General features: G+C 43.1%; 7 protein-coding genes and 1 pseudogene. 3 read left to right on the top strand and 5 right to left on the bottom strand.

What is annotated here, in order from left to right:
* Window positions 1–30 precede the first annotated feature (30 nt).
* A complete protein-coding gene (locus A4S05_RS12735) occupies window positions 31–483 on the top strand; it encodes a nitrate reductase associated protein (protein ID WP_069070198.1) in 453 nt (150 codons plus the stop codon).
* Here A4S05_RS12735 and pgmB read toward each other — a convergent pair.
* Window positions 480–3,488 carry a beta-phosphoglucomutase gene (pgmB, locus tag A4S05_RS12740; protein ID WP_069070199.1) on the bottom strand — a complete coding sequence of 1,003 codons (3,009 nt, stop codon included), beginning with the start codon at window positions 3,486–3,488 and terminating at the stop codon, window positions 480–482. The two genes, A4S05_RS12735 and pgmB, sit on opposite strands and share 4 nt — an antisense overlap.
* A gap of 150 nt (window positions 3,489–3,638) precedes the next feature.
* Window positions 3,639–6,050 (bottom strand): sucrose synthase, encoded by a 2,412-nt coding sequence (locus A4S05_RS12745; RefSeq protein WP_069070200.1) that lies wholly within the window; start codon window positions 6,048–6,050, stop codon window positions 3,639–3,641.
* A gap of 1,026 nt (window positions 6,051–7,076) precedes the next feature.
* Here A4S05_RS12745 and A4S05_RS12750 point away from each other — a divergent pair.
* Window positions 7,077–7,277, top strand: a pseudogene (locus A4S05_RS12750) (HetP family heterocyst commitment protein); the annotation flags it as partial.
* A gap of 315 nt (window positions 7,278–7,592) precedes the next feature.
* On the opposite strand, the gene A4S05_RS12755 reads toward A4S05_RS12750, so the two are convergent.
* Together A4S05_RS12755 and A4S05_RS12760 are read right to left on the bottom strand one after the other, a co-directional pair.
* Window positions 7,593–7,976 (bottom strand): protein tyrosine phosphatase family protein, encoded by a 384-nt coding sequence (locus tag A4S05_RS12755; protein ID WP_069070201.1) that lies wholly within the window; start codon window positions 7,974–7,976, stop codon window positions 7,593–7,595.
* 166 nt (window positions 7,977–8,142) lie between these two features.
* Window positions 8,143–12,408 carry a PAS domain S-box protein gene (locus A4S05_RS12760; RefSeq protein WP_069070202.1) on the bottom strand — a complete coding sequence of 1,422 codons (4,266 nt, stop codon included), beginning with the start codon at window positions 12,406–12,408 and terminating at the stop codon, window positions 8,143–8,145.
* A gap of 564 nt (window positions 12,409–12,972) precedes the next feature.
* Here A4S05_RS12760 and A4S05_RS38855 point away from each other — a divergent pair.
* Window positions 12,973–13,224, top strand: a complete 252-nt coding sequence (locus tag A4S05_RS38855; RefSeq protein WP_084227095.1) for a hypothetical protein — start codon at window positions 12,973–12,975, stop codon at window positions 13,222–13,224.
* A 376-nt stretch (window positions 13,225–13,600) separates the two neighbouring features.
* Here the strand turns inward: A4S05_RS38855 and A4S05_RS12765 are convergent, their stop codons facing one another.
* Complete coding sequence (locus A4S05_RS12765; protein ID WP_069070203.1) at window positions 13,601–14,458, bottom strand: SDR family NAD(P)-dependent oxidoreductase; 858 nt, start codon at window positions 14,456–14,458, stop codon at window positions 13,601–13,603.
* Window positions 14,459–14,478 lie beyond the last annotated feature (20 nt).

Here is a 14,478-nt window from a genome sequence, read left to right on the forward strand (position 1 = left end):
ATTCTCCATCAACTTTAGGTTTGCCGAACAATGACAGATTTCTTTCAATTTGAAGCAGACTTTGTTGATTCCCTGCGTTGCATTCCTATGCAGGTGCGTTGCAAATTAGATACTTGTGGCATCAAGCTAAAATTGCCTGATTGGAATCAAATGACTACAGCCGAGCGTCAAGCTTTAGCCGAATTACCTTGCACTACAGAAACGGAAATTCAGTCTTACCGCGAACATATCCAGCAGTTAATTTTACAACGCACGGGTATACCAGCGAAAAAATTGCCCATCGAGCCTCATCCCGCATGGCTTGACTCTGATAATGTACCACCTGGCGTTCAAGAAAAAGCTCAAGAAATAGGTGTAACCCTGACACAGCAAAATTGGGCAGTTTTAACGCCCTTACAGCGTTTTGCCTTGATTAAACTCAGCCAGCCAGGACATGAAAATAAAAACTTTCCCAGAGCGATCGCAGAATTTCATCTGCTTTAACGTTTTTGTCTGGAAACGTGACTCAATTGCTCTCGTAAATCTGCCCATGTAATGCCTTCTAGACTGGGTAAGACAACATGAGCGGCTCCAACTCGTTCAACGGGGCCAAGTCCTACTGCCCACATCCCAGCGGCGAGAGCTGCCTCAACGCCCGCAGCGGCATCTTCTACAACCACAGATTGCTCTGGTTCGATTCCTAGCTGCTTGGCTGCGTATAGAAATAGGTCGGGTGCTGGCTTTGGTTGCTGCACACTATAACCATCAGCGATCGCATCTATTTTGTCAGCAATGCCCAATCGCTCGATCACAGTCTGGGCATTTTTACTAGCTGAACCAATACCGATTTTAATCCCAGCTTGCCGCAGTTCATCCAAAAGGGCGATCGCACCTGGCAACAAATCCTGGGGTGTCATATTTTGAATCAATTCAACATAGTAGCGATTCTTGCGCTCCATCATCTCCTGGATTTGTGCTTCCGAATACGGTTTATCTCCAAGAATTAGCATCAGAGAAGCACGACGGGATACCCCGCGCAGCGCTTCGTTAGCCTCCCGATCAAACGGTATACCCTCTTCATCCGCGAGCTTTTTCCAACCTAAATAGTGAAGTTCTGCTGTATCTGTTAACACACCATCTAGGTCAAAGATGAATCCTTGGATGTTGGGGGATTGGGGACTGGGGATTGGGAATTGGGGATTGGGGATTGGGGATTGGAGATTGGGGATTGGTGAAAAATTACCCCTCTGCCCCTCTGCCCCTCTGCTCCTCTGCTCCCCAGTCCCCAGTCCCCAGTCCCCAGTCCCCAGTCCCCCATGCAGATCAAAATCGTGCCATTGCCCGCGCCAGTGCAGTTTAAACTTCAAGCGCGTCCAGCCTGGGGGCAGATGGGGGTTGGCTACGGGCCCTTTTTCGGTTAATTGAATGCCGCCGAACCCAAAAATTACAGCTTGCCAAATGCCACCAGCACTAGCGCCGTGAATTCCATCATTGGTGTTACCTCGGTTATCTTCAAGATCCACCATTAACGCCCGTATAAACAGTTCGTAAGCTTCGATTGATTTGCTCAAATCTGAAGCTAAGATGGCGTGAACTGCCGGGCCAAGGGACGAACCATAGGTAATATCCGTGCGGGGTGCGTAGTAGTCCCAGTTGGTCTGCAATGCTTTTTCGCTGTAAGGAAAATCTGCTGATTCCCGCATTAAATAAAGCAGCATCAAGATATCTGGCTGCTTGATTACTTGATATTTGTTGATTCTGTCAACACCCAAGATAGCTTGCATGGAGCGATCGCGCCCTTCATAATCTGCTAAATCGATATCTTCCGATTGAAAAAAGCCCTCGTACTGCTCAATTAATCCTGTTAATGGGTCATGGAGAAACAATATTTTGGCGATGATATCTTGCCAGTGCGTTCGCTTTTGGGAGGTGAGTTTTAGTTTCTGTTCTAGTTCAGTCGCTCGTTCGGGGAATTTGTCAGTCAACCAATCATAAACTGCGATCGCTTTCTCTAAATGCCATTGCGCCATCCGGTTTGTAAAGGCGTTGTTGTGGACTAATTCATGGTATTCATCCGCTCCAATTACTCCCCGAATTTCGTATTGTTCACGTTCAGGATTGAATTCGACTCGGCTATCCCAAAAAATAGCGGCATCCAAAATCACCTCTGCGCCGACCTTTTGCATCCAGTCATCATCACCAGTGGCTTGCCAGTAGTTCCAAATGGCGTAAGGTATATCTGCATTGATATGAATTTCGCGATCGCGGCACCAAATCCGCACGTCTTCACCATAAAAATTACTTTCGAGTGCCCAACGTGGTGTGACTTCATCTCCGGTACCAGCACTTTCCCAGGCAAACATTGCCCCTTTATATCCATAATGGGCTGCTTTGCGTCTAGCTCCTGGTAAGGTGTGCCAGCGGTAACTGAGTAAATTACGAGCGATCGCTGGTTGGGTAAACAGAAACAAGGGCAGCATAAAAATTTCTGTATCCCAAAAAATATGACCGCGATAGCCAAACCCCGAAAGAGTTTTCGCCGGAATGCTCACCCGATCATCATGGCGTGGAGCCGCAATCAGCAGTTGAAATAGATTGTAGCGAACAGCAAAAGTAGCTGTGCTATCCCCCTCAATGAGGATGTCACTTTGCTGCCAAACCTCATCCCACGCCTGTTCATTGGCTTTTAATAAGGTTGCGTAGTCTGGCAGGTGCGCGAGTTTTTCTTGAGCGGCTAGGACTGGTGTTTCCACCTCCCGCGAGGTAAAAACTGTCACTAGTTTTTCTACTGTTACAGTCTGTTGTGCTTTACCCAAGAAGGTCGTGGTCAAGGTTGGATAACCAGGTGCGGTACTGACTTGTAAAGATGCTTCAGTGCCCGATATTTTCATCTTAGCTGCCATACAGAGTTCAATTCGGGAACTGCGGGTGCGGCGTTGCAACCAGATTCCTTGGTCGATCTTGCCTTGATCTAGTCCTTCCCAGTGATTAAAACCCTGATTTTCTGGATAGCCATTGATACTAGCTTGAACTTCAATTAACCCATCAAAATCTACTGGCGTTAGATGGCAGCGTAGCGCCAACACATGCGGATCTGCAAGACTAGCAAAGCGTTCAAAGCCGATGTCTATAGTGTTTCCACTCGGAGAGCGCCAACGTAAAGAACGGCTGAGAAGTCCCTGACGTAAATCAAGCTGGCGATCGTAGCGCAATATCTCACCTTGATCGAGACGGAAGCGATCGCCATTCACAATCACGATCAAGGGTAGCCAGTCAGGGCAATTTACCAGTTCAGTGTAAACCACCGGCACATCGTCGTAGACACCGTGGATAAAAGTAGCTGGCAATGCATGAGGATAACCTTCCTCAAAACAGCCCCTTGTTCCCAGGTATCCATTGCCGATTGTAAAGACGGTTTCTTTAGAGTGCAATTGCTCAGGGTCAAACTGGGTTTCGATTAATATCCAATCTGTGTAGATAAAATGGCGAGAACGACCTTTTATGTGCATAAGTTGGGGAATGGGGATTTTGAGCTTTTGAGGGACATGAACGGAGTTCCGAGGTGGATGAACGGAGTTCCGAGGTGGATGAAACCAGTTTTAACTCTCCCCTGCTCCCCTGCTCCCCTGCTCCCCCGCTCCCCCGCTCCCCTACCTCCCTCACCCACCTATATGCTTTTCCAAAATCTTCTCGACTCTGGGCTTATAAATGAGATGAAATAAGGTTTCCATATACCGATCTCTGGCTTCGTTATTTTCGGGAGCAACAAAGTTCCAAAAACTAAACATTTTAGCAAGTAGTAATAATTGATTGCTATGTAAATGCCAATTATATTTGTGATGAATTCGCTGACTCATCCATTCTGAAACTTCGTGCCAGTATTCACCATGAGCCTCGCATTTGTCAAGGAAATCTAAAATTTTATTTGCTGTTTCTTCTAAGTTCGTCGGATTAATATTAAATCCGTTTTCTTGGTTTTCGATAATTTCTAAAGAACCGCCAAATTGAGTAGTGAAAGTTGGCAAGCCGGAAATCATCGCTTCTAAAATACTCCGTCCGAAGGATTCAAAGCGGGCAAAATGGGCATAAATTCCCTGAGAATCTGCAACTACTCGGTAGGCTTCACCGAGTTCCCTGCTAGGGATACGCATCCCCACCCAGCGAATCTTGCCATAGAGATTATATTGATCAATAACGTCGTAGAGTTTTTGAATTTCTTCTGCTTCTTCTGAGTTTGTAGCTTCATGTGGATGTAGTTTACTAATTAAAAGAATCAGGTTGCAATGCTCTTGCAACGCCTGACTTTTGCCAAAACATTCAGCTAACCCAGTGAGATTTTTGATTGAAGTGATGGTATCAACGGCAAAGATTGGTCGCTTGTTAAGGTGATCTAAATGACCAAATATTTGGGGGTCTTCGCGGCTAAAGAGTAAGTCGTGGACTTGTGTGCAAAGGTGAGAATCTCGGTCTTCTTTTTGACTATAGGGAAAGAAAATATCTTCATTTACTCCCGGCGGCACTAAGTTAAATTTAGGACTAAACAAATCAATGCCATCAACCACATGATACAACTGTGGCATTGTGAAGCATTTATACGACTCGTATTGACCTACGGTGTCAGGTGTGCCGACAATTTCTTGATAGGATGATGTGATGATAAAGTCGGCTGCATTCATGCTAATCAAATCGGCGGTGAATTGTGCCGAGAAGTGGTATTGATCTTCTAAATCTTGCCAATATAAATTGCTAAATAAATATTTAGGTTTTTCCAAGGAATGGGCAATGTTGCACTGGGTGACTTTCATCCGGCGAGATAGGAGAAAAGCTACTAAATTCCCGTCGCTGTAGTTACCAATAATAAGATTAGGTTTGACTTTAAATTGAGCTAGTAATTGTTTTTCTGCATCTACCGCAAATTGTTCTAAATAAGGCCAAATCTCAAATTTAGAAATCCAATTATTCGTGATTTCTGGATTGAATTCACCAAAAGGAACGCGCAATATCCAAGCATTTTCAGTATCTTCAACTTTTTCTAAGTGCAGATTACAAAATGTCCCTTCACAGTTAGGAATTAGCCGGGTGAGAATAATTACATGGGGTTTAATGCCTAGTTGGTCAAGTCCAGCGAGTTTAATTTGTTCACACAGTTCATTTTCTAAGCTGCGAGCTTGTTCGAGAACGTAGATAACTTGACCGAGTGTTTCATCTCTTCCCAAAACATCTTGCTGTCCAACCCAGCCGTGGATGGAAACGAGGACGATGCGAAAGACGGCGGGGACGCGGGCTACAAATGTTTCTAAAATGCCGGGTTCTGGGGAGTAAATGAGCCGGTCGAGGAGTTCTAAGGTTTCGGAGACTCGCGCCGCAGTGTTACCCCAACCTGGCTCAAAGCCGAGTTCTTGGAGTTCAAAGCGGAAGTTTTCATAAGGTTCATCAGGCGATCGCTCACTCAGCAATTTGAGGGCTGGCTTAATTTGTTTGGCTAACTGAATACCAGAGGAAATGCGATCGCTCAACAATAGGCGAATACCATCGTATTGCAGCCCATGTAACGCTTGAAACAACATTTCTACCCAATATTGGGGGTCAGTCAACAATTGATTGCACAGGTAACGGTTGAGGAAGGCTAAACCTTGACCTATATTTCTGGCGTCGTCGATTCTTAAAGAACTCTCATAGAAGGGGTGGAGGTCGATTTCGAGGATGTGGGGTTGGTAGCGGTTGACTGAGCGATCTCTCACATCTAACAGTGCTTGAGGCGTCATTTGCTCAAACCGACTCAAATCGGCTGTCAGTTGCCAAACTTCTTGGTTCGCAATTGTGGGTCGAATCACAAACCAAGTACTTTCCTCTTCGAGAATTATTTCGTGGGTGTACTGTATCAGTTTGCCAACAGAAGAAGAGTAGTAAAAATAGGCTGGCTTTTGGGATTGATGACAGTAGTCAGCAAAAGCTTGCAAAATCTCATTTCTCAGGAAGTAACGCTTACCTGAAGAACTCAACGTATAAATTAACTGATGTAGAGCAGTTTTTTCATCACCGTTGAAGACAGCTTGAACTAGTTCATACATGATGACGAATCCTAGAAATTTAGCTAGGTAATAACCTCATATTTCTTTCCAGTCTCCGGTTCTGTGAGGTACATCTCCCCCACGATTCTAAATAACTGTAAAAATCTTTACGTCTAGCTCTGGTATGAAACTCTGTAAGTCTATGGTATTAGGGGTTGAAAGAGGGACTTTAAAACAATTCGCACAATTCGCAATTATGTTATTATCTCGTTCCCATGCTCTGCATGGGAATGGGCTATTAGANNGAGTCAGAGACTCAATGAATGCATTCCCAGTCGGAGACTAGGAACGAGATAAGCTAGGTTTTTAGGACTTGTGTGTACACCGTAGCCTTTTTAAGGGAGGTTAGAGGTTGTTTTAAAAGTATTTTGGTGTGATTTTAGACACGTTTAGATCCCCCCTAACCCCCCTTAAAAAGGGGGGAACCGGAATCAAAGTCCCCCTTTTTAAGGGGGATTTAGGGGGATCTAAAACCTTTTGTTACCGACAAGAGGACTTTTAAAACATCCTCTTAGGGGGGATCTAAAAGTGCCTAAAGTCACAGCGAAACACTTGTTCATTCAACCTTTTACAGGATTGGAGATTGGGCATTGGGTATTGCACTAAAAAGGTAGTTATTGAACAGGGAGGAAGTTTTAGCAAGTCTTTCCCCAATGCCCAAATTTAAAAAACTGCCAAATTGGCTGGAGTGGCAGCAAAGACAGATTATTCTATGTATATAAGTTAGTTCTCAATCAGGCATAAAACACTATTCCCGATTAAGCAATACAGCAAAATTTGAGCGATACCTTCGGTGGGCTACGCCAACGCCAGTAGAACATCACCCCATAAATAAATTAAATCCAGCAAGTTTTAGCATAAACAAACCAAATGTAAGCAGATTAAAGACTAGTCAAATAGTCACTGCCAAAATTATCATCCGTCGTCGTTGTATTGCAGATATATTGCTCAAGCCAATTCAGAAAACAGAATATGGTGGAATAAACTGATACACCTCGATTTAGATAACTTACATCAGGGTTAGCTATGAACTACCACATTTCTTCTTCTCAGAAAAATTTTCACAAAGCCATTAGTCCAGAACAATTAGAGCAAGTTATGGAAGCCATTACCGATGGACGATATTCATGGGCTTGTGTACTGATTTTGCGTTTCGTTGGTTACAATCCACTCCACTTTATTCCCCAACGAACTTACAGCCGTTTAATGAAAGACAATAGCCAGTTATGATGTCTTGCTGGATGCAATCGTCATCACCCACTCACAATTAATCCCCACCTTGTTATACCTATTCAATTAATGATTGCAACACATCCTTGGGTAAAGACGCGATGAATCGCGTCTCTACAAATGGTCTATTTGTCGCATTTTTTTCAAATTGGTATTAGTACATTGTTTGCGTTAGCGTCTGTCTGCGACACGCTGCGCGAATGCAGATAAGGTGGGGATTTCCGCAATCCTTGAAACTCAAAAATTACGAATTACGTTAGCGTAGCGTTAGTGACGTAGGAGCATAATTACGAATTACGAATTACGAATTAGTTATATTAAACCTAAATTAATAATTTTTTCTATTGCTTTTTCAAATGTTATACCTTGTTTCATAGCGATGTACAACAATACTATTGCGGCTGAACGAATTGAATTATCACAATGGATTAAAATTGGTTTGGGTAATTCCGTGATAGTCTGATATATCTTGAGAGTATTTTGATGATTAATATCATCAGTTTTGGTTGGGAGGTTAAGGTAGTACAATCCCAAAAGCTCAGTTTTGTCCTGTTCATCAGCCAGTAAGCCTGTTTCGTCGGGCAAGCGTAAATTAAGTACAGATTTATAACCCTCATCAGCTATTTTTTTTAGCTGCTCTAATGTAATTTGCCCTGCGATCGCTAACTCATCATTAATTTTCCTAACAATATTCATCAGCCGGATTAACCCCATTTTCCCGACGTTGCCCACATTTTAATCTTAGGAAAACAATTTGAGGAACTTGTGAGGGATTTGTCATTGGGCATTGGGCATTGGGCATTGGGCATTGGGCAAAACAGTTCCGAGTAAAGAAGTGAGATTTCCCACTCAGCACTACCCACTACCCTCTGAATAGATTGTGTAAACTGCTCAATAATTCTCTGGCGGTATAGGGTTTTGATAAAACTGCTTGCACATTAGCATCAGTGGCTTGGGCAAACACCTCCATTGAGTTCAGTCCGCTACAGGCAATAATTTGAACCTGGCTATTCATTTTTTTCAAGGTGCGAATAGCGGTAATTCCGTCCATCTCCGGCATCATTATATCCATCAATACAGCATTGATTTGATGCTTGTGTTGGGCATAAAGTGCGATCGCCTCTATGCCATTACTGGCAGCCAGTATCTTATAGTTATGGTTTTCTAAGATGATTGTGGCAATCTCCCGAATTTGTGCTTCATCATCTACCACTAAAATCAATTCTCCTTGTCCTGGGAGCAGTTCCATCTCTTCTATCTTGAACTCTGGGGTTGCTTCCACAGCTGGTAAGAACAGGTTAAATTTGCTGCCTTTACCAACATTGCTAGACACTTTGATAAAACCATCGTGGCTTTTAATAATACCCAGCGCTGTTGAAAGGCCGAGTCCTGTACCTGCATTGACTTCTTTGGTGGTGAAAAATGGCTCAAAAATTCTATCTAATATTTTTGGTGATATGCCAATTCCGTTATCGGCAACGGTAATCACAATGTAATGCCCGACTTTGGCATCGAGATTCATCCTGGCATAAGCTTCATCAATAAACTTATTTTCCGCAGAAATTGTGATGTTACCGCCATCTGGCAAAGCATCGCGAGCATTTACTACCAGATTCATCAGCACTTGATGCAGTTGTGTGGTGTCCCCAGCGATCGCCCGAATGTCTTCTGGAATAACTGTGGAAAATTCAATCGATTTGGGAAATGTCTGTTGAGCAATTTGGATAATTTCTGAAATCAGGTACTCGATTTGGATAATTGTCCGCTCTCCTTTATATCCTCGCGCAAAAGACAAGACTTGCTTTACTAAAGCTGCTCCGCGTCTGGCGTTGCTTTCTACAAGTGCCAGCAGTTGCCCAGAACGCTCCTGATCTTGAAAAAATTGTCCCTGTACTAATTGAGCCGCGGCCAAAATTGGTGTCAATATATTGTTCAAGTCGTGGGCAATACCACTTGCAAGGGTACCAAGGCTTTCCAATCGCTGGGTACGAAAAAACTGTTCTTCGAGTTGTTTCTTTTGGGTGATATCAGTGTCAACAACCAGGATAGATTTTGGTTCTCCCGCAGGATCGCGCATCAATGTCCAGCGGCTTTCCACAATAATTTTTTGACCGGATTTTGTAATTTTATGTAACTCACCTTGCCACGAGCCACTCTCAATTACCCTTTTTAGCGGTTCTTCTAGTTGCTGTTGAGTTCCTGCTGGATATAAAATCTCCCGGAGGTCTTTTCCCATAACCTCTGTAGACAGCCAACCATACATCCGCTCTGCACCTTGATTCCAGAATAAGATTTGAGATTGGAAATCTCGAACTAAGATGGCGTCGGTGGCAATATCAAGTAGAGCGGCTTGTTCAAAGATTTTTTGTTCCGCTAGCTTGCGCTCTGTGACATCCCGATTTGTGCCGATTATCCGAATCGCTTGACCAAGTTCGTTATAGTAGACTTGAGCTTTGCAGTTTAACCAGTGCAAACTGCCGTCGGGCCAGATAACTCGATACTCTGTAGATCCCTTTCCTTGCTCAATCATGTGAGCGATATTCGCAGCCACAGATTCGCGGTCTTCTGGATGGATGAAATTGAAATAGTCTTCAAAGGTTGGACACAAGGTGTTGTTCGGCAGACCATAAAGTGGCCCCATATTGGCAGACCAAATACAAGTATTGGCGATTAAGTTCCGATCCCATATACCCATTTGGACTGCTTCGGTAGCTAAACTCAATCGCGCTTCACTTTCTCGTAGTGACTCTTCGGACAGTTTGCGCTCAGTGATATCTTCGGCAATGCCACCATAATACTGAACTTTTCCTTGGTTATCATAGATAGCAAAGCCTCGATCCCAGATCCAGCGCATCGATCCATCAGGTCGCAAAATTCGATATTCTATTGAAACCGACTCACTAATGAGCTGTTGCTTTGCTGTAAAAGTTAAGCGATCGCGATCGTCTGGATGAATGGTGTCTATCCATAACTCAGGTTGCTCCAATAGATTTTGGCAAGAGCGACCCCAAATCTTCTCATAAGCAGGACTAACGTACAAGGTTCGGAATGAATCTGTGCTGGCAATCCAGATAACTGCGTGGGTATTTTCGGCAAAAGTGCGAAATTTCTCCTCGCTCTGGCGCAGTGACTCTTCGGACAGTTTACGCTCTGTGATATCTTCGGCAATGCCACCATAATAGTTAATTTTTCCTTGGTCATCATAGACAGCAAAGCCCCGATTCCAAATCCAGCGCACTAATCCATCAGGTCGCAAAATCCGATATTCTGCTGAAATGGATTTACTACCACTAAGCAGTTGCTCGATTGATTGGGTGGCGCGATCGCGATCGTCTGGATGAATGGTGTCTATCCAGGAGTCTGGCTGCTCAAATAAATGCTGGGAAGAACGACCCCAAATCTTCTCATAAGCAGGACTAACGTACAAGGTTTGGAATGAATCTGCGCTACCAATCCAGATCATTGCGTGGGTGTGTTCGGCAAAACTGCGAAATTTCTCCTCACTTTGGCGCAGTGCTGCTTCGGCAAGTTGGCGTTCGTGTAGCGCGGCTTGCTGTTCGGTAATATCTCTACCTACCCCTTGAATTTCAACAACCTCTCCTTTTTCATCACGAATTGCGATCGCATTCCATTGAAACCAGCGGATACCATTGACTGTCAATGCACGTCGCTCAAGATTAGTCAAGGGATGTAATGAAGATCCTAAAATTGCCATATCTTCCATCGCTTGAGGCAAGTCATCTGGATAAATAAACTGGAAAAATGACTGGCCACAAAACTCATCTTCTTTCCAGCCGAAGGTTTGACAAGCAGCCACATTGGCAAAGGTAATTTGCCCTTGCAAATTAACGCGGATAATTATGTCAGTTTGACTTTCCACAAGTTGGCGATAGAGGTTTTCGCTGTGTCGTAATGCAACTTCTACGCGTTGGCGTTCGGTAATTTCTTGTTGCAACAGAACGTTGGACATGACAAGTTCTGCTGTCCGTTCCGCCACTCGTTTTTCTAATTCCTCGTAAGCTTGGCGCAGTGATTCCTTTGCCTGTTGGCGATCGCTAATATCGCAAATTAACCAGCGCCAACCAACAAGATCCCCCTTTGAATCGTACATGGCAGCAGCTCTAATGCTAGCCGGGAAAATTCTACCTCCCCGTGGTTTGAGGTAAACTTCCCACTCCTGTATCTGCTGCCAATTATTCAGTCGGGTGGTAAAAGTCTGGTGATCTTGGCGAGAAATAAATAAAATTAATGGTTTGTTGACTAAATATTTTTGGCGGACAGCCAGCAACTTTGCTGCTGCTTGGTTAGCCTCTTGGATAATACCTGCGGCATCAGTTACCAAGTAACCATCTGGAGCGAACTTAAACAAATCTTGGTAACGCTCTCGTTCCAATTCTATTTGCTCACGGGCAACGGCTAACTCTTCGTTTTGTTCGCGCAGTTCTTCTTCTATTACCTGGAGTTCTTCAAGGGCTTGCTGAAGTTCCTGATTAACTTCCATGATTTCAGTCGATTGTGCCTCAACCCATAGTTTTAAGTTATTTTGAGTTTGGCAGCGGACTTGCTCTATCTCAATTGGCTGATTAACCGACTGGAATTCATCTGTGGGTTTTTGTAAAAATTGCTGTAACCCGTCAACTACCCCAACCATTTTGATCAGGTCAAAGGCTTGTAGCAAGCTACTCTGGGTAATAATTCCTAACACTTGCCCGCGATCGTCCAAAACGGGCAAACAGTGAGTTTGATGCTGACGCAATAACGATAAAGCGGTGAAAATATCTTGAGAATCTGATTGTATAAGGGTAGCTACTGGCTGTGTCATCACTTCAGCCATTGTCATCGTGGATAGGTTTATTCCCGAAGCTATAAGACTAATTACATCTTTTTCAGTAAAAATGCCTAATAATTTCCCTCTCTCAAGAACCAAGACACAACCAGTTAATGTTTGATTTCTGGGGTTTAAATCCAATGAAAAGTTGAAGCTTGTAGGGGCATAATTACTACATCTTTCCTGACTCATCAAGATAATAGCTTCAATTACAAAACTATCAGGGCTAATCGTTAATGGAGAACGATTAATAACATGATTTAAGCTAGGTAAGTTAATCAGTTGATCGTTGAATCGCATGGTTAATTTGTCAATTCTAATGATCTTTTTGATATCAGGACAAACTAGTAGAAGCTAGCGTTCGCTAGAGGAAGTAAATTGTTGAAAATAGGGAACTATTCGGCTCTAATAGAGAATAAATCACTTATATTGATAAATCTGCCCTGTAAATCTTATAAGACTAAATACAGGGTATATAGAACAAGTTAGTAACTAAACCAGGAAGTAGATAGAATTTTAGAGTCGCCAAACTCATTCTATTGTCAAATTAGAGATAGATGATCTGTTATCTCAAGAGATTACCTTAATTCATAGTCTTGTTAGGATGAAATCTTTGAAATTAATCGATGATACGAAAAATAATTTGAGGATCTTGTGAAGAGATAGATCAATAAGCCTGAGAGCATTACTTAAGAAGTGTGTATAAGTTTTGTATAAATATTAAGTATTTTAACTTTCCTCACAAGTTCCTCATATTCAAAGACTATAGTCAAAATATAGACAGATTGTTTTAGATATCTACGGGCTTCTCAACTGGCTCTCTAATTTGCAATAACACTTTTATTCACAGGATTTGAGAAAAATATGAATTACTGTCCTTGCTGTTCAAGCGTACTTTTAGAACATATACGCGGTTCAGAAACTTACTGGTTTTGTCGCCACTGCTGGCAAGAGATGCCTATTTATAAATGGAACGAATCTAGCTCGTTCGCCGATGCTGTCATGGGAAAACTACCTAAAAAAGCTCAAAAAGAAAAACGTATAAATACCACTGTTTACGTAAGCCAATGGCAATCTATCACTGAATGGATAGGGCTAGAAGAGTTGTCTACCTAATGCCAATTAGCTGGAATAGGTTAGTATAATTATTGTTTCTTGATTTCAGTAATAAATTGCCATAGAATGCGAGGCTGTAGCCCACTAATTAAGTATTAACTGACACAAATATCAGCCGAAAAGAATGATTATAGGACTTACGCACTGTACAAATTAATCATGGTATGTATTTACGAAAATAGGTCGTTTCAGGCCTTTATTAATTGTTCTTTGATGATCGGTAAACCCGCGCTGTAGGGGCACAGCAATGCTGTGCCCCTACGACAGATATGGTTTTTCAAGCCCTGTATGCTTTCTATTTGGCGTTAATGTGTAAGTCCTAAGATGGTAGTTGTATTTACGCCGTGCTGTACTTGTGAACTGACAAACAAGTAATTTACAAACCCATTGAGTATAAAATTATCCGGTCATGCAGATGATCGGGCAAAATGTGCTTCAGCACAGCTCCAAGTTTGGCATCTTGTCCAACGAGATAGCGTGTTTTAGGTTGTTTTGCAGTGAGCGCATGAACAACAGCCTGAGCGACAATATCCGCAGAAATTCCTTGAGATGCGAGAATCTGCATTTTCTTACGTACAATATTCATCGCCTGACCATAAAGATTTTGTGCCGATTGTGGTAGGTCCTGCTGTGCTATTTCAGATTGACTTAGGGACTTTTCCCAGATTGGAGTGGCGATCGCACCAGGTTCGATAATAGAAACCGAGATTCCCCAAGGTCGTAATTCCATCCGCATCACATCAGTGAGTGCAACGAGGGCAAATTTTGACGCATTATAAGCTCCCATGAACGGCGCAGGACTTCTACCAGCGATGGAACCCATATTGACAATTCGACCCCGACTTTGGCGTAATAGACCAAGAAATCCTTGGGTCACTGCTAATTGTCCGGTGACATTCACAAGCATTTGTTGTTGAAATTCTGCGATCGCTAATAATTCTAAGGGGCCAGGGACGGCAATTCCGGCATTATTAACTAAACCTAAAATCCCCGCACCACCAACTGCATTTGTTACTTGCTCAACCGCAGCTGCGATCGATTCAGCGTCGGTAACATCTAAAAAAATCGGAATGAGCCTTTGTGACCCCTTTTGTTTCAGTGTTTGAGCATCAATATCTTGACGCACGCCAGCAAAAACAGAAAAGCCCAACTGGTCTAAAAGCAAAGCACACGCCTGACCAATTCCTGTTGAGGCTCCTGTAACCACTACTGTACGTTGATTTTTTACAACCATTAATTTTCTTTAGATAATGG

The sequence above is a fragment of the Nostoc sp. KVJ20 genome (assembly GCF_001712795.1).
Lineage (GTDB): Bacteria > Cyanobacteriota > Cyanobacteriia > Cyanobacteriales > Nostocaceae > Nostoc.